We start from the raw sequence: 21,354 nt of genomic DNA, 5'->3' as shown, positions 1-21,354 counted from the left end.
CCCTCAAATCTCGACCTGGCTGCCCAGTTCGACAACGCGGTTGGTGGGCAGGCGAAAGAACTCCATCGCGCTTTCGGCGTTGCGCAGCATCCATGCGAACAGCTTCTCGCGCCAGATCCGCATCCCCGGCCGCTCCGAGGGCAACAGCGTCTGGCGCGACAGGAAGAAGCTGGTGTCCATCATGTCGAACTTGCCGCCGCATTTGCCGGCGCGTTTGAGCGCGCCCGGGACGTCCGCTTCCTGCATGAACCCGTAATAGAGCAGCATGCGATGGAATCCCTCGCCCAGATCCTCGTTGCGGACGCGATCCTTCTCGGCGACGAATGGCTGGTCGGCGATCTTCACCGTCAGCAGGATGACGCGTTCGTGCAGCACCTTGTTGTGCTTGAGATTGTGGAGCAGCGCGTGCGGAACCCCGTCGGGCGAGGAGGTCATGAAGACCGCGGTGCCACGCACCCGTGTGGCCGAGACGGCGGCGGACTGAATGAACACCTTGATCGGCATCGCCGCCTCGCGCATCCGCTCGACCATCAGGCGACGCCCCTTGGCCCAGGTGGTGAGCAGCGTGAAGATCACGATGCCGACCAGCAGGGGGAACCAGCCGCCATAGGGAATCTTGGTCAGGTTGGCGGTGAAATAGGCCAGATCGACGGTGAAGAAGAGCGCCAGGAGCGGGATCGCATACCGCTTCTTCCACTTCCACAGGCTGAACAGCACCACCGCCAACAGGCAGTTGTCGATCAGCATCGCGCCGGTCACCGCGATGCCATAGGCCGCGGTCAGGTTCGACGAGGTACGGAAGCTGAGCACCAGCAGGATGATCGCGGTCATCAGCGCCCAGTTGATCAGCGGAATGTAGATCTGCCCCGCCGTCGCCGCGCTGGTATGGGTGATACGCAGGCGCGGGATGAAGCCGAGCTGGATCCCCTGCTGGGTGACCGAGAATGCGCCGGTAATCACCGCCTGTGAGGCGATGATCGCCGCCAGGGTCGCGATGCCGACCAGCGGCAGTCGCAGATATTCCGGCGCAAGCATGTAGAACGGGCTTTCCAGCGCCGTCGCGTCGCGCATCAGCAGCCCGCCCTGCCCCATGTAATTGAGCATCAGCGCGGGCAGCACGAACCACAGCCAGGACACCCGGATCGGCTTGCGGCCGAAATGCCCCATATCAGCATACAGCGCCTCCGCCCCGGTCACCGCCAGCACCACCGCGCCGAGCGCCAGAAAGGCGGCGAGCGGATCGATCAGGAAGAAATTGACCGCATGGACGGGCAGCAGCGCCCAGAGCACTTCGGGCGACTTGATGACGCTGAGCGTGCCGAGCGTCGCGATCGTCGCGAAATAGGTGAGCATGATCGGCCCGAAAAACGCGCCGACCTTTGCCGTTCCGGTCCGCTGGATCGAAAAGAGGAAGACCAGGATCGCCACCGCGATCGGCAGGATCCAGCCCGAGAAACCGGGCGCAGCCACCGCGATACCCTCGACCGCCGACAGCACCGACACCGCCGGCGTGATCATCGAATCGCCATAGAAGAGCGCGGTCGCGAACACGCCGAGAATGACGATCCCCGCGGTCCATTTCTTTTTCCCGCTCTGGCTGTTGATCAGCGCGAGCAGGGCCAGGCTGCCGCCCTCCCCCTTATTGTCCGCGCGCATGATGATGGTGACATATTTGAACGTCACGACGATCATCATCGACCAGAACATCAGGCTGATGACGCCCATGATGTGCGCCTGGTCCAGCGCGAGGGGGTGATGGCCGGCAAAGGTTTCGCGGAACGCGTAGAGCGGGCTGGTGCCGATATCGCCGAACACGATGCCGATCGCCCCGACGGCCAGCTTCCACACCGCCTGCGGGTGACCATGGGCGCCATGCCCGTGTCCATGTTCGAGGTCGGGGGTCGAATCGGCCGCCGGCGCCGGGCTTCCGTTTGTCTCGCTCACGGGAACGCTTTGCGGGCCGTGGCGAGTGGGGATGAGGTCATGTCAGACCAGCTGCCTGTCCGTTGAAACAGGCGCGCCGTTAGCACGCGCAACATCGGCCCGCAACACAGGCCCGGCGCTCCTATCGCGGCTGGAACAGTGCATCCGCCTCGCTACGCGTCGGAATCGATCGCAGTACGAAGCTCGAACTGATCTTCACCACGCCCGGCAGCCGGCCGAGATGTTCGCGGTGAAGCCGTTCATAGTCGTCGAGGTCGCGGCAGAGCAGCTTGAGCCGATAGTCCTGGCCACCCGAAACCAGCGCGCATTCGACGATGCCGTCGATCTGCGCGACCGCGCGCTCGAAGGCGGCGAGATCCTCCTCCACCTGCGTGCCGAGGGTGATATCGACGAGCGCCGTCACGCGAAACCCCAACCGGCGATGGCCCAGCCGGACACCATAGCCCTGGATATGCCGACTCGCCTCCAGCGCCTGGATCCGCCGGGTACAGGCCGATTGGGAAAGCCCGACCTGTGCGGCGACATGGCTGACCGGCGCGCGCGCATCCTCCGCCAGCATCTTGAGAATGGATGTGTCGATTCTGTCCATCGCGCATAAATCTACTGAAGTTGAAGCAGCACCTGCCAATATTATGCGAAGGGGCGATATGTTGCGAGCGATTTTGCAGAGATTCGCGATGCCGATCCGCGCTATGCCACGCTGACGAAACCGGATCGGAGAGCTGCCATGCGCGTCGGTGTCCCCAAGGAAATCAAGAATCACGAATATCGCGTCGGCCTGACCCCGCCGCTGGTGAGCGAACTGACCGCCGCAGGCCATGAGGTGATCGTTCAGGCGAACGCCGGCATGGGCATCGATTTCGAAGACAGCGACTATGTCGAAGCGGGCGCGCGGATCGTCGGCACGGCGGCGGAGGTGTTCGCGCAATCCGACATGATCGTGAAGGTGAAGGAACCACAGGCGAGCGAGATCGCGCTGCTGGAGCCGCGCCACACGCTGTTCACCTATCTCCACCTCGCCGCCGACAAGCCGCAGGCGGAGGGGCTGATGAAATCGGGCGCCACCTGCATCGCCTATGAAACGGTGACCGCCAACGACCGCAGCCTGCCGCTGCTCAAGCCGATGAGCGAGGTCGCGGGCCGGATGTCGGTTCAGGTCGGCGCGCATTATCTGGAAAAGGAACAGGGCGGCCGCGGCGTCCTGCTGGGCGGCGTTCCCGGCGTGGCGCCGGCGCGCGTCGCGATCCTGGGCGGCGGCGTCTCCGGCATCAATGCCGCGCAGATGGCGACCGGTCTGCGCGCCGACGTCACCATCTACGACATCAATAACAGCCGCCTGGCCGAACTGGACATGCATTTCGGCAGCCAGATCAAGACCGCCTATGCCAGCAAGGCGGCGATCGCGGCGGCGGTGCGCAACGCGCATCTCGTGATCGGCGCGGTGCTGGTCCCGGGCGCCGCAGCGCCGAAACTGGTCACCCGTGAGATGCTCGCGACGATGAAGCGCGGCAGCGTGCTGGTCGATATCGCGATCGACCAGGGCGGCTGCTTCGAAACCAGCCACGCGACCACCCATGACGATCCGGTGTACGAGGTCGATGGCGTAATCCATTATTGCGTGGCGAACATGCCCGGCGCGGTCGCGCGGACCAGCACGTTCGCGCTCAACAATGCGACGCTGCCCTTCGTGATGAAGCTCGCGAACCTGGGCGCGGAAGCCGCGATGGCCGCCGATCCGCACCTCGCCAACGGGCTGAACGTCTACAAGGGCAAGATCGCGTTCAAGGCGGTCGCCGACGATCTGAACCTGCCGTTCCAGGCGTGGACAGCCTGACGCGCCCCCCGTCCGCCGCCCCCTACCCATCCCCCGGAAGGGCGGCGGACACCTTATTCCAACGATGGCGCCACAACCCACAATGTCGTTACAAGCATCCGGTAGTAGGAGCGCTTGCGATTGCGCTCATTAAGTAGGGCAGAATGCCGAGACGAAGCTGCCAAACGGTCCGTCAGTTGGCGTACCGCCAGACGATGATAGGCCAGCGCCTCGGCCCACTTTTCATGAAACAAAAGTACCGTCCCAAACTCCGCAAAAGCTGGGTCCTGCGATTGCGCGTCATTTGATCGCGCTGCAGCGTCCAACGGCAACCCGATCCCCGTGAAAAGAGCGATTAGCTAAGTTGCGGACTGCCCAAATACACCCATCCATAAAGGCTGCTCGATGATCGGCATGTTTGCAACGGACAAACTCTGACGCCATTTGAGCGTCCGCAGCTTGCTTTTTGACCCCTTCGGCGCTAAGGGCCGCCCGTCCAGCGGGCTGGTGCTCGCGGAGGGGAGGCGCGGAGATTCGATCTCACGCGCCATTTTCGCTTTTCTGGAAGAGCGCGAACGGCCTCCACCTGCACCCGTCCATCGGACGCCGTGACCGGCATGCGGCCGCCGCGGCATTTCGGCTGAAAAGACCGCTGGATCCAACCAGCCGGCCGGAAAAACGTTAGTCAGGACTGAATCCTATATGGCCACTTCGGCAACCCCCACGCGCGACGATTTCGCCGCGCTTCTCGACCAGACCCTGGGTCAGGCAGACGGCTTTGAAGGCCGCGTCGTCATCGGCACCGTCACCGCCATCGAAAACGACCTTGCCGTCATCGACGTCGGCCTGAAGAGCGAAGGCCGCGTGCCGCTGCGCGAATTCGCGGCGGGCGGGCAGAAGGCCGAGCTGAAGGTCGGCGACGAAGTCGAGGTCTATGTCGACCGCGTCGAGAATGCGAATGGCGAGGCGATGCTGAGCCGCGACCGCGCCCGTCGCGAAGCCGCGTGGGACAAGCTGGAACTCGAATTCAGCCAGGGCAACCGCGTCGAGGGCGTGATCTTCGGCCGCGTGAAGGGCGGCTTCACCGTCGATCTGTCGGGCGCCGTGGCGTTCCTGCCGGGCAGCCAGGTCGATATCCGTCCGGTGCGCGACGTCCAGCCGCTGATGGACCTGCCCCAGCCGTTCCAGATCCTGAAGATGGACCGCAAGCGCGGCAACATCGTCGTGTCGCGCCGCGCCGTCCTTGAAGAGAACCGCGCCGAGCAGCGTTCGGGCCTGATCCAGAGCCTGGCCGAGGGCCAGGTGATCGACGGCGTCGTCAAGAACATCACCGATTACGGCGCGTTCGTGGATCTGGGCGGCATCGACGGCCTGCTGCACGTCACCGACCTGTCCTACAAGCGGGTCAATCATCCCAGCGAGATGCTGAACATCGGCGACACCGTCCGCGTCCAGATCATCCGCATCAACCGCGATACCCAGCGCATCAGCCTGGGCATGAAGCAGCTGGAAAGCGATCCGTGGGATGCCGCCGGCGCCAAATATCCGGTCGGCGCGAAGCTGACCGGCCGCGTGACCAACATCACCGAATATGGCGCGTTCGTCGAGCTGGAGCCGGGCATCGAGGGCCTCGTCCACGTCTCCGAGATGAGCTGGACCAAGAAGAACGTCCATCCGGGCAAGATCGTCTCGACCTCGCAGGAAGTCGATGTCGTCGTGCTCGAGGTCGATCAGGAAAAGCGCCGCATCTCGCTGGGCCTCAAGCAGGCGCAGCAGAATCCGTGGGAAGCCTTTGCCGAGGCGCACCCGGTCGGCACCGAGGTCGAGGGCGAGGTCAAGAACGCGACCGAGTTCGGCCTGTTCATCGGCCTGGACAACGACGTCGATGGCATGGTTCACATGTCCGACATCGCCTGGGGCATCTCTGGCGAGGACGCGCTGGCGCTGCATCGCAAGGGTGAGATGGTCAAGGCCGTCGTCCTGGCGGTCGAGCCGGACAAGGAGCGCATCTCGCTCGGCATGAAGCAGCTTGAGCGCGGCGGCGTGCCGACTCCGGCTGCCGGTGGCAGCACCGCGCGCGTGAACAAGAACGAGATCGTCACGGTCACCGTTCTGGAAGTGCGCGATGCGGGCCTGGAAGTGCAGGTTGGCGACGACGGCGCGACCGGCTTCATCAAGCGCACCGATCTTGGCCGCGACCGCGACGAGCAGCGTCCGGAGCGGTTCCAGGTCGGCCAGAAGTTCGACGCGATGGTGACCGGCACCGACCGGTCGAAGAAGCCGACCTTCTCGATCAAGGCGATGCAGATCGCCGAAGAGAAGCAGGCGGTCGCCCAGTACGGATCGTCCGATTCGGGCGCATCGCTCGGCGATATTCTCGGCGAAGCGCTCAAGGCGCGCGAAGAGAAGAAGTGATTGGGCGCGGGACGGGCGTTTTTCGGCGCCCGTCCCGCCAATCATTTCAACCGCTTCCTGCCGCATCGTCCCGAAACACGTAGCAATCCACCAAGATTCGATTGATGCAGGTAAGGATTCGGGCTTAGGATATGGTCCGAAATGGCGGTCCCGCCCGGCATGGCGCAATCGTCGCCGGGCCAATATCCGTCCGCCTTGTGGGGAAGCGGCATGATCCGGTCTGAACTCGTTCAAATGCTATCGACGGACAATCCCGAATTGTCCGCGCGCGAGATCGAGCAAATCGTCGATACTTTTTTCGAACAGATCACGTTCCGACTGGTCGCCAACGGGCGCGTCGAACTGCGTGGCTTTGGCGCCTTTTCCACCCGCGAGCGTGAGGCACGTGTCGGTCGCAATCCGCGCACCGGCGAAACCGTCGATGTGCAGGCGAAGCGCGTTCCCTATTTCAAGCCCGGCAAGGAAATGCGCGTCCGGCTCAACATGAGCTGAACCGCACGGCACGGCACCCGAATCGCCGGAATGCAGCAAGCGCAAATCGCGGCGAGGTTAGTAAGATCACGCGCCCGGCGCCATGCTTGACTTTCGTCGCGGCCCGCGCGCCGCTTCGGCATCGCCGCGCGGTGCAGCGCAGTGCCGGCGCTTCCTCTACCGCGTACCCGTCATCGACCGGATCTCTGCCGTCCCGCCGATCCTTCTTGGCAACCCCGCCCCACTGCCGATAGGAAGAGGCTGGTCATGCGGGCGTGGCGAAATCGGTAGACGCAACGGACTTAGGCCAAATATTGAGTGCGCTTCGAGAAATCGGGGACGTAGAACTGCCCAAATTCGGGGAAACCTTCACTGGCAATCCCGAGCCAAGCCCCGATCGGGGAAGGTGTAGAGACTAGACGGGCAGCACCTAAAGCCGCGCACGCGGCCATGGTGAAGGGATAGTCCAGACCACAAACGCCCGATCGGGCGGCGGTGAAAACCGTAGCTGGTATGAAAATCCGTCGGGCATATGCCCATGGGGGTTCAAGTCCCCCCGCCCGCACCACGCCGCCGTCGCGCTCATCCGCGCGAAATCAGAAGGCCAGAGAGAAAGCGGCTGCCCCTTCGGTGCGTCGCGCTCAGGATCGCGACGCTTCGACGCGCTGCGACGCCAACCGGGCGATCTCAAAAGGGCGATGCTCAAAGCTGCGGTCGCGGGTGCCGGGGCCGGTGCGTCGGCGATCGCGATGATCGATCCCTGGTGGTCCGCGAACAGGTAGCGTGGGGACGACGTGCCGCTGCCGGTAAACTCGACCAGCGGATCGTCCACCCCCTCCGCCGGGCCGTGGACATAGCGTTTGAGCATGTTGCCCGACCCGTCATATTCCGCCACCAGCGCGTCGCCGTCTGCGACATCGCCACCGTCCGCGTCATCGACCCCCAGGGGGCCAGCGTCCTGGTCGAGAAAGACGACGGCTCACAGCAGATGCTCGACCTCAGCCGCCTCGCCGATCGGCACGTGCGGGACGGATGGGTCAGGACGATCCGCTCCGCCCAGGGCGCGACCGCCGACCGCGTGATGGCCCATCTGGAGAGCTTTCGCGCCAACACTGTCGATGCCGCCTCCGCATACGTCGCCATTTCACGTGCCAGAGACGGGGTGGCGCTCTATACCGATAGCTGCGTCAGGCTCTACGAGGCGCTGGGATTGCGGCGCAGGACGCAGGTAGGGGCGATCGACGGAATAATGCAGCCGAATCAGATGAATACAAGGTTCGTAAAATACGCAGATATTAGCACATAGCGGACGCGGGAGGAGATTAAAGAATGACTGTAATCGCCGCGCTATCAAATAATGGAAACGTTTCGATCGGATCGAACACGGGTTACACATTAGCAAACGACAGTGTCATCGATCATGGAACTCCGCCATGGGTCTTATTCCAAGACTGGGCACTCGGCTTCACGGGGTCAATGCTAGCGTTAAATGTCTGCCGTTCCGGACTAACATCAGCGAAGAAGCAATTATTAAATGAGAGAGATGTTGTAACAGAAATAGGCAAAATACTTTCTGATTATGATATCGGAATAAAAGAGAGTGGTGACCCAACTTGGAGTTATGGAATATGGTGCATATTAGCCCACAGAAGCGGAAAACTGTGGGATATAGACGAAAGCCTTAGCTTAGGACCGATACCAAATGGAAAATTCTGGGCGCGAGGGTCTGGTGAAAAATACGCACTCGGAGCTGCCTATTCGCTTATGAAACAGAAATATAATTTAACTAATCATGATATAGTCAAAATTTCCGTAGAATCGGCGATATATAATGACCTATACTCCCCTGGAACAGCATATATTCATGATATGAAATGACGTTATAAATTATTCATCTCTTTGGTATTTTGGTATTTTCTTGGTGTAGGGGAAGTGCCTGTCGGATTCCGAGATGGCTGCGGCTTGGGAGCCTTAAGACGCCCATCGTTGTCTGCTCTGTTTCGCGTTCCGTCTGCTTTTTCACCCGCTTTTTTTTGTTCCGGGACCAGCACCCCTTACATTCTGCTTTCCTCCACGCCCTCGGGATTGATTTCCACGATTTTCCGAGATCGTTGGCCCGCGCGCGCCAGTCAGTCCTCGTGTAATTCTGCTTGCCCCATCGGCGGCTAGCGCGGTGCTTGCGCCAGTTAGAATAACGCCGCCAGCAACTGCAACAGTGGACGTGCCAAGCGTAGGCACCTCGGCAAGGGCGCCGCCAGTGGCGATCGCAATCCCCGTTCCAGCGCCAACTCCACCGACGACGACTTCTGCGGTTCCAACAACCACGTCGGTAACCCTTTCCCAGAACTCGCTCTGTTTCCCATCCGGATCACGCCCATTGACCGGATCGTTTGCGACATAAGCATACAGATTAACCTGATCGTCATACCCGATCGGATCGGTCTGGAGGAACCTCCCCAGCGTGGGCGAGTAGATGCGGGCCTTGTAGTAGTACATGCCGAGTTCCGGGATCCACGCCTGCCCCGTATACTGGAACCTCCCCGTGTTGCCGCTGCCGGGGATACCATATTCGTCATAGCTGTTGACGTTGGTGCGATTGCCGTTCGCGTCGGCGATCGCGATGATCGATCCCTGGTGGTCCGCGAACAGGTAGCGTGGGGACGACGTGCCGCTGCCGGTAAACTCGACCAGCGGGTCGTCCACCCCCTCCGCCGGGCCGTGGACATAGCGTTTGAGCATGTTGCCCGACCCGTCATATTCCGCCACCAGCGCGTCGCCGTCGTACAGGAACTGCGTCGTCCCCGTGCTCGGGCCGTACACCTGCCACAGCCGCCCCAGCGGGTCGTACGTCAGCACCGCGCCCGCGGTCGAACCAATGAGCCGGTTCTCGATGTCGTAGCTGTATCCCGTCGTCCCGTCCGACGTCAGGTTCCCGTTCGCGTCATAGCTGAAGCTCGCACTGCCCGCGGCCGTGTACTGGTTCAGACCGTTCCGCGCATAGCTGCGGTCCACGCTCGCATAGCCGGTGAACACGTAATCGTCATTGTCCCGCGTTCGCGATACGATCTGGCTCGCCCCATTATAGCCGAACGCCGTCGTGACATTCCCGCCACCCGAAAAGCTCTGCCCATAGCTCGATACCCGCGATATGCCGTCATACGCAAAGACCGTTCCGAACGTCCAGTTCCACGCCGACTGGTTCAGCCGCAGCAAACTCGACACCCGGCCCGCCGCGTCATAGGGCGGATAGAATAGCGGCGTCGTCCCGTTCAGATCCGCATAATAAAGACGCCCCACGCCATCGCGATGATAGTTCACATAGGTGCCGTCCGAATGCGTCACCCGCACACGGTTGCCATCCGCGTCGTAATCATAGCGGAGCCAGCGCCACGCCGCGCCCATATTGTTCACGCTCAGCGTCTGGCGCCCGAACCCGTCCCAGCTGCTCAGCACCGCGTCGCCGCCCGACGCGCTGTCGAACCGCGCCTCCGTCTGAAGCCCGCGCAGATCGTAGGCGTAATAGACCGCCCGCGCCCCGCCCGCGGGATAGGTCTTGCTGGTCATCCGGTTCAGGGCGTCATAGCCATAGGCGATCGTCCGCCCGTCCCGCTTGCGCAGCGCGGTGCGGTTGCCGTTCGCGTCATAGCCATAGTCTTCGTAATCGGCCGCGTTGACCGCGCCCGCGCTGGTGGGCGAAGGAAAGGTCCACCGGATCTTGCGGTCATGCCCGTCATAGGCGAATTGCGCGCGGTTGCCATTCGCGTCGATCACCGCGCTCTGCTGGCCGTTCAACGTATATTCGTAGCGCGCATCGTCGATCTGTTCGGCGGTCCCCACGCCCTTCTGAACCTTCACCAGCTGGCCGGCAGCGTCATATTGGTTCCGGGTGATCCGGTCCGGGCCGTAGCTCCCCTCCGCCCCCAGCGCACAGGCGCTGCTGGGCAGCGAGCCATAGGCCGCCGGATTCATCCGCACCGCCGTACATTCCAGGCGGCCGTAGAGATCGTAGCTATATTGGGTCAGCATATGGATGGTGCCGCCCGACGCCTTTGCCTCGGTCAGCTTGCGGTCGAGCAGGTCGTAGCTCGTGTCCACGCGTTCGCTCGCCGTGAAATTCGCCCAGTCGGTGTCCGACTGGCTCGCCACCGTCCCCTTTTCGACGCTGATGAGGCGGCCGGCGGCGTCATAGCTGTTGCGCACCGCCGGATGCGGATTGCCGGTGCCGGCGCCATCGGGATCGGGGCTGATCACGCCGGTCACCCGCCGCATCGCGTCGTAGCGCCAGCGGGTCGTGTCCGCGCTGCCGGCCATCGGCCCGTCCTCGGTCAGCTTGTCGCCATTGGCATCATAGGTCCAGCTGGTGGTGAGCGTCGTCATCGCCCCCGCCGCGCTATCCCAGGCGATCACCGATTTCGAAGTCGGCAGCAGATTGTTCGCGCTGCCCGCGGACCCATAGGTGAAGACCGTCCTGATCTCGTCATTGCCGCCGACGCACGCGGCCGGATTCCCGGCGCTCGAGTCGCGACACTCCGAAATCTCGGTCACCAGCCAGATCGGCGTCGCCGCCTGGACCACGCTGCCCGACGTGTTGCGATACCATGCGTAGAACTGACCATAGGTGTAGCGCTTCTGCGGACGCGCCGCTCCCGACATGGGCGCCGGCCCGGTCTCTGTCAGCACCCCGCCATGGGTGGTGTCGTAGGTGTAATCCGTCGTGTTGCCACGCGCGTCCGTCACCGTGACCGGTTTGAAACAGACGACCCATGTGGTGCAATTATAGGTCATCGATACAGAGATCGGCGCGTCCGAACTTCCGGTCGCCGCGCTCAATGTTCGCTGGCTCAAAAAACCGTTGGCGTAGGTGAAGCTTTCGGCCCGACCATTGGGCAGCGTCCGCTTGATCAGCCGTTGATACGGCATGTACGGCGCGCCGGAAAATTCGTTCGTCGTGACGCGATTGAGCGGATCAATGATCATTTCGGGCGAAGACGGAACGTATAGCGGCCCGACATTGCCGTTCACCACCTCCTGCCGGTAGCTCCATCCCAGAGCCGTCGCCAGCGTGCCGTTCTCTACCCAGCCGGTTCCGCGGGCATAGCCGCCGCCGACGATCGCCGGATCCGATGTCTGGGGATCAAGATCGGTGTAGGAATAGGTGAAGGTTCGGCCATCGGCGAACACCTGCTGCGTTACCGCCATCCCGCTCGCATCGAGCGCGGAAATCCCGTCCGTGATCGACAGCGTGTTGGTGAGATATGGCGAGGAGAGGCCGGGTTTGTAGAATAGCTGCGTATAGGGGCCGCTACCCGAGAAATTGTTGACGATCGTGCTCACCTGCCCGGCGGAATCGGTAATGCTGGCGACGCGATCGCCCGAATAGCCATAGCTCACGGACTGCGCGCCGCTGGGGCAGACGTCCGATCCTGGCGGCGTCGTGCTTGCCAGGTTGATCGCGCACGCCTTCTGAATCTTGTGCGCGTCCGATCCGCCGAAATATTCGAAGATCAGTTGATAACCGGCATTGCTGGTCACCCGCTTGAGTCGCCTCGCGCCATTGGGGCCACCATTGTCATAAGTAAGCGAGAACGCGGCGCCATCGGGATGAACGACCGTCGTGGCATAGGCATTGCGGCCATCGGCAGTCACTTCGAAGGTCGTGACGACGCCATCGGTCGTCGTGTGGCGGTAATAGTAATTCGACCCGCTGGCGATCCGCTCGAGTTTGTCGAGGCCGTTCGCGCTCCGGCTCATGTCGGTGATCGCGGAATAGTCGAGTTCCGCCTGAAAGGTCTTCGCCAGTGCGCCCCGGTGCGAAATCAGCCGGATCGAATCGACGACCGGAAAGCCCTGCTCGTCCTTGTGCCACTGCGTCTTGTTTTTGAGGTAAAGGTACCAGTTGGTTCGAAACAGCCGCGCCCCGCGGTTGACACGATCGAGCGCCAGTCCCCCTGCACCCTCGGGGCCGATCACCAAATCCCGGGTGGTGTCGCGATACTGCCCCGAAACCATATCGACACCGCCAGGGCTGACCACGGCCGTATCCGGGGGAACTGCGCTGTTCACGACCTGCGCCCATGCGGTCGCGGGTGTCAGTAGCGCCGCAAGCACCAGCAAGCGGGACATCAGATTGGCCAAGACGTTCTTCCTCATGACTGAATTTTCGCCGATCGGCGGGGATGCCCGATCACGCACCACAGAAGCGGGCGCCGCAGGTGATTGCGGCATCGATCGTTTCGATGCGCGTCGCGCGGAGCGGGATGCGACCGGCGGCCGTCGCATCGCGTTTGCGGTGGGGTGCCGTATCATCGTGGATCGCGGTGGAGAGCCGGGGCGCCGCCGCAACCCCACTCACGGACCCTTCGCGGCGTCAATCGTCCGATACGAATCATATGCCCCCCGCATTCAGATCATATGAAGAGGCCGAAATTCCCGATCTCGCACAATATGAAGATTGGTCCGAACCGGAGTAATTCATCGACGGGCGGATAGTTATCTTTCATTTGTCCATATCGGATGCAATTCAGGTTCATCCGTGACCGGTTCGTTATTTATTTCGACGGCCGGACGACTAGGATCGAAAGGTCTTTTGCGATTCAGGACTGGAGGGGCAGTGAACGGTCTTTGGCGATGGGCGCTTGCGGTGCCGACACTGTTGCCCGGCACGGCGTTGGCGCAGGACATGGCGGGCGACCCGGCCGGATCGAGCGCGCTCGTCTCGGCGGTGCAATGGCTTCAGGGGACGCTGCTGGGGACGCTCGCGACCGTGGTTGCGGTGATCGCGGTCGCGGTGGTCGGCCTGATGATGCTGACCGGGCGGATCAACTGGCGCCATGGCGCAACGGTCATCCTGGGCTGCTTCATCCTGTTCGGCGCGGCAAGCATCGTCGCCGGCATCCAGTCGACCGCGACACTTGGCGGCTGAGCGATGGAGGGACTGGAACGCGATATCGTGTTCGTCGCGCTCACCCGCCCGCAGATGTTCGCGGGGGTGACCTATAGCTGGTTCGTCGCCAACGCGGTGATCGCGACCGAATTGTTTCTGGTGTTCCGCTCGCCCTGGGTGCTCGCGCTCGCGCTGATCGTCCACGGCGCGGGCGTGTTGCTGTGTCTGCGTGAGCCGCGCGTCTTCGATTTGTGGCTCACCCGGGCCGGGCGCTGCCCGCGGGTCCGCAACCATGCGGTGTGGCGATGCAACTCCTATCGCCCCTGACCGGCGACCCACGGATCATCGCGCGCGAGAAACCCGCCGGCGATCACCTGCCCTATGCGCGCCATGTCGATGATCGCACGATCGAAACGCGAGACGGATTGCTCATGCAGGTCATCCACCTGCGCGGCCTTCATTTCGAAACGGCGGACAGCGAGGACCTCAATTACCGCAAGCGGTTGCGCGATGCGATGCTACAGGCGATCGGATCGTCGCGTTTCGCGCTCTATCACCATATCGTGCGCCGCCGGGTGGAGCCGCAGATCGACGGCGAGTTTCCCGACACCTTCTCCCGGCAGGTCGATGCCGCATGGCGCGCGCGGCTCGCCTCGAAGCAGCTCTATGCGAACGAGCTGTTCCTGACGCTGGTCCGCCGCCCGATGCAGGGCCGTCTGGGTACGTTCGACCGGGTGCGCAGCTGGCTCGGCACGTCGGCCATCGATCGCGACGCCGCCGCCGCCCATGACCTGCGCCAGCTCGACACCGCGCGCGATGCGCTGCTGGCCGCGCTGGGCAGCTACGGCGCGCGCCTGTTGAGCGTTTACGAAACGCGGCAGGGACCGTGTTCTGAGCCGCTCGAATTCCTCTCCGGCCTCTACAACGGCGAACTGCGCCCGGTGCTGCTGCCGCGCGAGGATATCGGCCGGTATCTTCCCTGGCGACGAGTGAGTTTCGGGCAGGAAACGGTCGAACTCGCGGCCGCCGGCGGGCATGCCGCCAGCTATATCGGGCTGCTCTCGCTCAAGGACTATCCGGCGCAGACCGCGCCGGGCATGTTCGACGAGCTGTTGCGGATGCCCTTCGAGCTGACGATCGGGCAGAGCTTCGGCTTTGTCGAGCGGCAGGCGGCGCTCTCTCGCATGAACCTGGCGCTCCGGCGAATGCGCTCCGCAGAGGACGAGGCGCTCAGCCTGCGCGCCGAACTGGCCAGCGCCAAGGACGATGTCGCGGCCGGGCGCGCCGGGTTCGGCGAACATCACATGACCATCGCGATCCGGGGCGCGTCGCCGGCCATCGTCGATGAAGGAATTGCCGAGGCGCAGGCCATGCTCGCCGATCTCGGCGCGATCGCGGTGCGCGAGGATATCGCGGTCGAACCGGCCTTCTGGGCGCAATTCCCCGGTAATTTCAGCTATATCGCCCGACGCGGGCTGATTTCGACGCGCAATTTCGCGGGGCTGGCGAGCGGACATAATTTCCCCGCCGGCACCGCGCAGGACAATCATTGGGGGCCGGCGGTCACGGTGCTGGAGACGACGGCGGCCGGCCCCTATCATTTCAACTTCCATCAGGGCGATCTGGGCAACTTCACCGTCATCGGACCGTCGGGATCGGGCAAGACGGTGGTGCTCAACTTCCTCCTCGCCCAGGCGCGGCGGTTCCGCCCGCGGATCATCTTCTTCGACAAGGATCGCGGCGCCGAACTGTTCATCCGCGCGATCGGCGGGCGCTATGACGTGCTGCGCCCGGGCATTCCGTCGGGCCTCAACCCGCTCCAGCTGGAGGACAGCGCGGTCAACCGCCAGTTCCTGATCGACTGGATCGCGCTGCTCGCCGGGGGCGCGGACGGGGAGGAGCTAGGCGCCATCCGCGATTCGATCGATGCGAATTTCGCGCAACCGCTGCCGCACCGCCGCCTGTCCCACCTGGTCGAACTCTATCGCGGTGGACAGCGCCCGCACGGCGCCGATCTGTGGTCGCGCCTGCGGCCATGGTGGGGGGCGGGCGAACGCGCATGGCTGTTCGACAACGCGGTGGACCTCACCGATCCGGGCGCGGCGACGGTCGGGTTCGACATGACGCAGATCCTGGACGATCCGGTGCTGCGCTCGCCGGCGATGATGGTGCTGTTCCACCGGGTCGAGGAACGGCTGGACGGCAGCCCCGCAATCATCGTCGTCGATGAAGGGTGGAAGGCGCTGGACGACGATGTGTTCGTGCGGCGCATCAAGGACTGGGAAAAGACCATCCGCAAGCGCAACGGCATCGTCGGCTTCGCGACGCAAAGCGCGCAGGACGCGCTCGAAAGCCGGATCGCGAGCGCGATCATCGAGCAGGCGGCGACCCAGATCTTCATGGCCAATCCAAAGGCGCGCGCCGCCGATTACATGCAGGGGTTCGGCCTGACCGCGCACGAATTCGACCTGGTGCGCGGCCTGCCCGACAGCGCGCATTGCTTCCTCATCAAACACGGCAATGACAGCGTCGTCGCGCGATTGGACCTGAGCGGCGCGCGCGATCTGCTCACCATCTTGTCCGGGCGCGAGCGGACGGTGCGATTGCTGGACGAGTTGCGCGTCAGCCTGGGCGATGCGCCGGAGGACTGGATGCCCCGACTGCTGGATATCGCATGACCTGTCCCACCCTCCCCGCCGACGGATTCCTGCCTGGCCTGCTCCGCTTCATCGATTGCGAGGCGCAGACGATCGGCGCGAACGGCTATCGGGCGCTGAGCGAACCGGGATCGTCGTTTTCGCTGATCCTTGCCGGGTTGCTCACGCTGTTCATCGCGCTTCACGGCTATCGGATGATGCTGGGCCATGTGCCGGATGTCCGCGCGGGGGTGCTTGCGTTCGTGAAGATCGGCGTGGTCCTCACGCTTGCGACCGGCTGGCCCGCCTATCGCACGGTCGTCTATGACACGGTGTTTCGCGGGCCGGCAGAACTCAGCGCGTCGATCGGCGCCGCATCCGGCCTCCCCGGCGCACAGGGCGGGATGGTCGCGCGGCTGGCAGCAACCGACCGCGCGATGGTGCGTCTCGCGATCGCCGGTGCAGGCCAGCCGACGACGCTTGCTCAGGCGGCGGAGCGGATGCCACCGCCGATCGCCGGGTTCGATGCCTTTGCACTGGGTGGCGCGCGGATCGTCTATCTGGGCGGAATCGTCGGCGCGTTCGCGACGGTGCGGATCGTTGCCGGCCTGTTGCTCGCGCTCGCGCCCTTCTTCATCGCCTTTCTGTTGTTCGATGCGACCCGCGGCCTGTTTGCGGGATGGCTGCGCGTGCTGGCCGGTTCGGCGATCGGCGCGCTCGGCGTCTCGATCGTGCTGGCGGTCGAGCTGGCGCTGCTCGAACCCTGGCTGGCGAGCCTGTTGACGGCGCGTGACGCGCGGATCGCGGTGCCGGATGCCCCGGCCGAATTGCTGGTGGTGGCGACGACCTTCGCGCTGCTGCTGGCGGCGATGCTGTGGGCGGCGGCGCGCGTCGCGATGGGGTTTCACCTGCCCGCGCTGCATCCGACGGGTCACGTACCCGCAACGCGCTCCAAAGAGGGGCGCGACGCGGAGCGGCCGACGCGTGAGGCCGCCGTCGATCCGCAGCCCGCCGGCCAGTCGCGCGCGGCGGCGATCATCGAAGCGGTGAGCGCCAGCCAGCGCCGCGAGTCCGGCGCGGGTGTCGCAATGATCTACACCCCGTCGAGCAGCCGCGTGCCAATCGACGCCGCATCGCGAAACGCGGATGCGCCGATCACCGTCCCGTTGGGCCAGAGCGGGCGCCGCCGCACGATCGCGCGCGTGTCGGCCAGCGCCGGACGCCGGGACCGACGCCCGTGAAGGAGGATCCGCGTCAGGCGCGCGAAGCCTATTATCGCGAGGCGGCCAGCTGGGCGCAGGATCGGCGGGACGGCCTGTACAGGTCGCGGCGCATCGCCTGGATCGTCGCCGGCGGCGCATGCACCATCGCGGTGTTGCAGGCGTTCGCGCTGATGCTGATGACCCCGCTCAAGACCGTCGAACCGCTGACGCTGATGGTCGATCGGCAGACCGGGTTCGTCCAGGCCGTCAAGCCGCTGGACCCCGCCCGGATCAGCGGCGACACGGCGCTGACCCAATCGTTCCTCGTCCAATATGTGATCGCGCGTGAGAGCTTCGACATCGACACGCTCCAGGCGAATTACCGCAAGGTCGCGCTGTGGTCCGCCGACAGCGCACGTAGCCGCTATATCGCGGCGATGCAGCCGGGTTTCCCCGACAGCCCGCTCAACCGCTACCCGCGCGCGACCCTGGTCGAAACGACGGTGAAGAGCGTCTCGCCCCTCGGCCCCGGCGCCGCGATGGTGCGGTTCGAAACGACGCGCACCGATGCGGGCGCCCGGCCGCGCGTCACCGGCGCGTTCGTCGCGGTGCTGCGCTATCGCTATTCGGGCGAGCCGATGCGGGTGGAGGACCGCTATCTGAACCCGCTCGGCTTTCAGGTGCTGCGTTATCGCCGCGATCCCGAAGCGATCCGGACGATCGATCCGGCAATCGCGCCGCCCTCCCCGATGCCGGCCGGGGGATCGCCGCAATGAGGCCGCTCGCGCTGGCGGTCGCGCTTGTCGCAACGTTCGCGAGCGGCACCCAGGCACAGGTCCGGCCCCAGCCGGGCGGCGGCGATCCGCGACTGCAATCGATCGCCTATCGACCCGAACAGGTCGTGATGCTGGAGGTCGCGACCGGCTATCAGCTAAGCTTGGAATTCGCGCCTGACGAGGCGATCGAGAGCGTCGCGGTCGGCGACAGCGGTGCCTGGGCCGTCGTGCCGACCAAGCGCGGCGGGCATCTGTTCATCAAGCCGGTGCTGGCGGGCGTATCGACCAACATGACCGTGGTCACCGATGCGCGCACCTATCTGTTCGACCTTCAACCGCTTCCCGGCCCGTCCCCCGACATGGCCTATACGGTGCGGTTCACCTATCCGCGCGCCGCCGCCGCGATGCAGTCGCCGGCCGGACCCGCCCGGGCCGTGGTCGAAACCCTGTATCGCGTACACGGGGACCGCATGCTTCAACCCGCAGCGATCAGCGACGACGGCACCGCCACCTATATCCGCTGGCCCGACGAAGCGGCGCTGCCCGCCGTTTATGCGGTGGATGCGCGCGGCCGCGAAACGCTGGTCAACGGGATGATGCGCGACGGCCTCTATGTGATCGATGGCGTGTCGCGCCGCTTGCGATTCCGCATCGATGATCGCACCGCCCTTGCCGTCCGCAGGAGCGGCAGGAACCGATGACCGCGCCTGACGCCACCAGGACACCATCGGGCGAGGTCGATATCCGGCCAAGCGTAGGCGTGGAGCGGCGCGCGATGCCGATGTGGCTGCTTTTTGGGGCGCCGCTACTGGCAGGAGCGGTCCTGTTCACCATGCTCGATGCGCAGCGCCGCGCACGCAACGCCCCCGCCATCGCGTCGGCGCCAGTCGATCTGGGCGGGGGAGCGCCGCCGCCGCTCCCCCTTCCACCTCCCCCTGCCCAGCCGCAGGTGGCGCCAGCGCTGCCGATCGCGACCGCAAGCCCCGCGCCCACCCCAACGCCGCCACGTCACGCCCCGGCTCCGTCGGTCCCCAACGCGATCCCGCAATTCGCTCCCTATATGACGCCGCCGGCCGCACCGGCTCTGGCCACCCCCCGCGCGGTGCAGCGCGACGGATCGCCGCTTCTGGTGATCGACAATGGCGGGCCGACGCGAAACGACATGCCGCAGCCCGCAGCCGCAAGCGGGAACCGTCGCGAAGATGGCGCAGCGGGCGGGGGCGGCGCCGCGCGCGATACGGCCCGCGCACGCGCGGGTGCATTCGCCAATCGCGCGACCACGATCGTACAGGGGACACTGATCCCGGCAGTCCTCGAATCCGCGCTTGATTCCAGCCGGGCCGGCTTTGCGCGCGCGATCGTGTCGCGCGACGTTCGCGGGTTCGACGGCACACGCATCCTGATCCCGCGCGGCAGCCGCCTGATCGGCGAATATGGCTCCGATGCCGCGCAGGGCCAGAAACGCGCGCTGATCGACTGGACCCGGCTGATCCGGCCCGATGGCGCGACGATCGCGATCGGCTCCCCGCTCGCCGACACGCTCGGGCGAACCGGAATCCGGGGGAAAGTCGATACCCATTTCCTTGAGCGGTTCGGCGACGCGATCCTTCAATCGATGCTCGATATCGGCAGCAACCTCGCCACGCGTGAGATTGGCGGGGCGACCGTCATCGCATTGCCCGGCGCGAACGTCGCGGCTCAGGCGGTCCAGCCGCAACGGATCCCGCCGACCCTTTCGGTCAAGCGCGGCACCAGCATCAGCGTGTTCGTGGCCCGCGACCTCGATTTCACCGGCGTCGAGGCGGATCGGTGACGATGCCGCAAACGGCGCCGGCGGCGACCACGGGCCAGGTCTATCTGCACAGCTATCTGGCGCCGTTCGCCGACGTGTTGGCACGCGCGGACGTGACCGACATCTATGTGAACCGCCCCGGCGAGCTGTGGGCCGAAACGACGGGCGGCGCGATCGAGCGCCACGCGGTGGACGCGCTCGACCGGACGATGCTCGACCGGCTCGCGCGGCAGATCGCCGCGCTCGCGCATCAGGGGATCAGTCGCGAGCACCCCCTGCTCTCCGCCCGCCTTCCCGACGGTGCGCGTGTCCAGATCGTCGCCCCGCCCGCCACGCGCGGCGACATGGCATTCGCGATCCGCAAACATGTGTCGCCCGACCTGTCGCTCGCGGATTATGTGGCGACGGGCGCGTTCGACATACGGGATCGGGCGGACGCACATGCGATCGACGCCGACCTCCATGCCCTGCTGGCATCGGACGACATCCCCGGCATGCTCACCGCTGCGGTCAGGGCGCGGCGCAACATCCTCATTTCCGGCGGCACCGCGACCGGCAAGACGACCTTCCTCAACGCGCTGCTCCGCGAAATCCCCGCAGGCGAGCGGCTCATCCTGATCGAGGATACCGCCGAACTGCGTCTCCGCCACGACAATGCGATCGGCCTGATCGCCCCGCGCAGCGCGCTTGGCGAGGCGCGGGTCACCGCCAACGACCTCGTCGCCGCGTCGCTGCGCATGCGCCCCGATCGCATCATCCTGGGCGAATTGCGTGGCGAGGAAGCGTTCGCGTTTCTGCGCGCGGTCAATACCGGCCATCCCGGATCGATGACGACCGTTCATGCCGACACCCCGGATGGCGCGATCGACCAGATCGCCCTGCTCGTGCTGCAAACCGGCACGCAGCTCTCACGCGCGGACGTCCATCACTATGTGCGGTCGACCATCGACGTGTTCGTCCAGCTGACCCGCACCGGCGGGCGGCGCCATGTCTCGCAGGTGAAGCTGCGCGCGATGCCCGGCGCAGGCGGCTGAGGTGATGACGGACGCGCTCTCCGGCCCGGCGGGTTCAGGCGCGCTGGTCGCGGCGGTGCAGTGGGTCCAGGCGGCGTTGCTCGGCACGCTCGCCACCACGGTCGCGGTGATCGCGGTCGCCGCGATCGGACTGGGCATGCTGACCGGGCGGATCCACGTCCAGCGCGGCGCAACGGCCATCATGGGCTGCTTCATCCTGTTCGGCGCACCTGCAATCGCGGACGGCCTGATGCGGCTGGGAGTGGCCGCCGGAGGATCGAACGAACGCGCGGCGCTTTCCCCGCCGGCGCCGATCCCATCACAATCCCCCCCGAGCCCGGCACCCTACGACCCCTATGCCGGCGCATCGGTCCCGATAAGGTGATGACCGACCTCCGAGAGGCTAGGC

General features: G+C 64.9%; 18 protein-coding genes. 15 read left to right on the top strand and 3 right to left on the bottom strand.

All coding sequences use genetic code 11. The features are described 5' to 3' along the window. Nucleotides 1-3: 3 nt before the first annotated feature. Together KF783_RS06780 and KF783_RS06775 are read right to left on the bottom strand one after the other, a co-directional pair. Complete coding sequence (locus tag KF783_RS06780; RefSeq protein ID WP_294077662.1) at nt 4-1,944, bottom strand: potassium transporter Kup; 1,941 nt, start codon at nt 1,942-1,944, stop codon at nt 4-6. Between the two features lie 121 nt (nt 1,945-2,065). Continuing rightward, nucleotides 2,066-2,533: an Lrp/AsnC family transcriptional regulator gene (locus KF783_RS06775; RefSeq protein WP_294077661.1), complete on the bottom strand. Its 468-nt coding sequence runs from the start codon at nt 2,531-2,533 to the stop codon at nt 2,066-2,068. Between the two features lie 138 nt (nt 2,534-2,671). Between KF783_RS06775 and ald the strand changes: the two genes are divergently transcribed. The 5 genes from ald to KF783_RS06750 all read left to right on the top strand — a co-directional run bounded on the left by ald (nt 2,672) and on the right by KF783_RS06750 (nt 8,521). Continuing rightward, nucleotides 2,672-3,778 carry an alanine dehydrogenase gene (gene ald, locus KF783_RS06770; RefSeq protein ID WP_294077659.1) on the top strand — a complete coding sequence of 369 codons (1,107 nt, stop codon included), beginning with the start codon at nt 2,672-2,674 and terminating at the stop codon, nt 3,776-3,778. Nucleotides 3,779-4,459: 681 nt separating this feature from the next. Beyond that, a complete protein-coding gene (gene rpsA / locus KF783_RS06765; RefSeq protein ID WP_294077658.1) occupies nt 4,460-6,172 on the top strand; it encodes a 30S ribosomal protein S1 in 1,713 nt (570 codons plus the stop codon). Between the two features lie 210 nt (nt 6,173-6,382). Continuing rightward, entirely contained in the window at nt 6,383-6,664 is a 282-nt protein-coding gene (locus tag KF783_RS06760; protein ID WP_294077954.1) for an integration host factor subunit beta, read from the top strand. Between the two features lie 826 nt (nt 6,665-7,490). Continuing rightward, nucleotides 7,491-7,949, top strand: a complete 459-nt coding sequence (locus tag KF783_RS06755) for a hypothetical protein (RefSeq protein WP_294077656.1) — start codon at nt 7,491-7,493, stop codon at nt 7,947-7,949. A 23-nt stretch (nt 7,950-7,972) separates the two neighbouring features. Further along, on the top strand, nt 7,973-8,521 hold the full coding sequence (locus KF783_RS06750; protein ID WP_294077655.1) for a hypothetical protein: 549 nt from the start codon (nt 7,973-7,975) through the stop codon (nt 8,519-8,521). Nucleotides 8,522-8,662: 141 nt separating this feature from the next. Here the strand turns inward: KF783_RS06750 and KF783_RS06745 are convergent, their stop codons facing one another. Beyond that, on the bottom strand, nt 8,663-12,766 hold the full coding sequence (locus tag KF783_RS06745) for an RHS repeat-associated core domain-containing protein (RefSeq protein WP_294077654.1): 4,104 nt from the start codon (nt 12,764-12,766) through the stop codon (nt 8,663-8,665). 4 nt (nt 12,767-12,770) lie between these two features. On the opposite strand from KF783_RS06745, the gene KF783_RS06740 reads away from it, so the two are divergent. From KF783_RS06740 to KF783_RS15790, 10 genes are all read left to right on the top strand, one after another. Beyond that, the gene (locus tag KF783_RS06740) at nt 12,771-13,058 is read left to right on the top strand and encodes a hypothetical protein (RefSeq protein WP_294077653.1); all 288 of its coding nucleotides are present in this window, start codon (nt 12,771-12,773) and stop codon (nt 13,056-13,058) included. A gap of 195 nt (nt 13,059-13,253) precedes the next feature. Next, a complete protein-coding gene (locus KF783_RS06735; protein ID WP_294077652.1) occupies nt 13,254-13,565 on the top strand; it encodes a TrbC/VirB2 family protein in 312 nt (103 codons plus the stop codon). A 3-nt stretch (nt 13,566-13,568) separates the two neighbouring features. Next, on the top strand, nt 13,569-13,853 hold the full coding sequence (locus KF783_RS06730) for a VirB3 family type IV secretion system protein (RefSeq protein ID WP_294077651.1): 285 nt from the start codon (nt 13,569-13,571) through the stop codon (nt 13,851-13,853). Continuing rightward, nucleotides 13,832-16,204 carry a VirB4 family type IV secretion/conjugal transfer ATPase gene (locus tag KF783_RS06725; RefSeq protein ID WP_294077649.1) on the top strand — a complete coding sequence of 791 codons (2,373 nt, stop codon included), beginning with the start codon at nt 13,832-13,834 and terminating at the stop codon, nt 16,202-16,204. The genes KF783_RS06730 and KF783_RS06725 overlap by 22 nt, the downstream gene beginning before the upstream one ends. Next, nucleotides 16,201-17,403: a type IV secretion system protein gene (locus tag KF783_RS06720; protein ID WP_294077648.1), complete on the top strand. Its 1,203-nt coding sequence runs from the start codon at nt 16,201-16,203 to the stop codon at nt 17,401-17,403. The genes KF783_RS06725 and KF783_RS06720 overlap by 4 nt, the downstream gene beginning before the upstream one ends. Next, nucleotides 17,400-18,140 (top strand): VirB8/TrbF family protein, encoded by a 741-nt coding sequence (locus tag KF783_RS06715; protein WP_294077647.1) that lies wholly within the window; start codon nt 17,400-17,402, stop codon nt 18,138-18,140. Before KF783_RS06720 ends, KF783_RS06715 begins: the two co-directional genes overlap by 4 nt. Beyond that, entirely contained in the window at nt 18,137-18,841 is a 705-nt protein-coding gene (locus KF783_RS06710; RefSeq protein WP_294077645.1) for a TrbG/VirB9 family P-type conjugative transfer protein, read from the top strand. The genes KF783_RS06715 and KF783_RS06710 overlap by 4 nt, the downstream gene beginning before the upstream one ends. After that, nucleotides 18,838-19,953 (top strand): TrbI/VirB10 family protein, encoded by a 1,116-nt coding sequence (locus KF783_RS06705; protein WP_294077643.1) that lies wholly within the window; start codon nt 18,838-18,840, stop codon nt 19,951-19,953. The genes KF783_RS06710 and KF783_RS06705 overlap by 4 nt, the downstream gene beginning before the upstream one ends. Nucleotides 19,954-19,955: 2 nt before the next feature. Beyond that, nucleotides 19,956-20,966 carry a P-type DNA transfer ATPase VirB11 gene (gene virB11 / locus KF783_RS06700; protein WP_294077953.1) on the top strand — a complete coding sequence of 337 codons (1,011 nt, stop codon included), beginning with the start codon at nt 19,956-19,958 and terminating at the stop codon, nt 20,964-20,966. 4 nt (nt 20,967-20,970) lie between these two features. Continuing rightward, nucleotides 20,971-21,330, top strand: coding sequence for a TrbC/VirB2 family protein (locus KF783_RS15790; RefSeq protein ID WP_366511711.1), 360 nt, complete (start codon nt 20,971-20,973; stop codon nt 21,328-21,330). Nucleotides 21,331-21,354 lie beyond the last annotated feature (24 nt).

The sequence above is a fragment of the Sphingomonas sp. genome, from assembly GCF_019635455.1.
Taxonomy (GTDB): Bacteria; Pseudomonadota; Alphaproteobacteria; order Sphingomonadales; family Sphingomonadaceae; genus Sphingomonas.
Note: the sequence above shows the minus strand (reverse complement) of the source record. Positions and strands in the feature narration are given on the sequence as shown.

Coding starts and splice junctions, on each gene's coding strand:
- KF783_RS06750 (WP_294077655.1), top strand. CDS start 7,973: ATGACTGTAATCGCCGCGCTATCAAATAATGGAAACGTTTCGATCGGA.
- rpsA (WP_294077658.1), top strand. CDS start 4,460: ATGGCCACTTCGGCAACCCCCACGCGCGACGATTTCGCCGCGCTTCTC.
- KF783_RS06705 (WP_294077643.1), top strand. CDS start 18,838: ATGACCGCGCCTGACGCCACCAGGACACCATCGGGCGAGGTCGATATC.
- KF783_RS06730 (WP_294077651.1), top strand. CDS start 13,569: ATGGAGGGACTGGAACGCGATATCGTGTTCGTCGCGCTCACCCGCCCG.
- ald (WP_294077659.1), top strand. CDS start 2,672: ATGCGCGTCGGTGTCCCCAAGGAAATCAAGAATCACGAATATCGCGTC.
- KF783_RS15790 (WP_366511711.1), top strand. CDS start 20,971: ATGACGGACGCGCTCTCCGGCCCGGCGGGTTCAGGCGCGCTGGTCGCG.
- KF783_RS06710 (WP_294077645.1), top strand. CDS start 18,137: ATGAGGCCGCTCGCGCTGGCGGTCGCGCTTGTCGCAACGTTCGCGAGC.
- KF783_RS06775 (WP_294077661.1), bottom strand. CDS start 2,533: ATGGACAGAATCGACACATCCATTCTCAAGATGCTGGCGGAGGATGCG.
- KF783_RS06725 (WP_294077649.1), top strand. CDS start 13,832: ATGCAACTCCTATCGCCCCTGACCGGCGACCCACGGATCATCGCGCGC.
- KF783_RS06745 (WP_294077654.1), bottom strand. CDS start 12,766: ATGTCCCGCTTGCTGGTGCTTGCGGCGCTACTGACACCCGCGACCGCA.
- virB11 (WP_294077953.1), top strand. CDS start 19,956: ATGCCGCAAACGGCGCCGGCGGCGACCACGGGCCAGGTCTATCTGCAC.
- KF783_RS06760 (WP_294077954.1), top strand. CDS start 6,383: ATGATCCGGTCTGAACTCGTTCAAATGCTATCGACGGACAATCCCGAA.
- KF783_RS06720 (WP_294077648.1), top strand. CDS start 16,201: ATGACCTGTCCCACCCTCCCCGCCGACGGATTCCTGCCTGGCCTGCTC.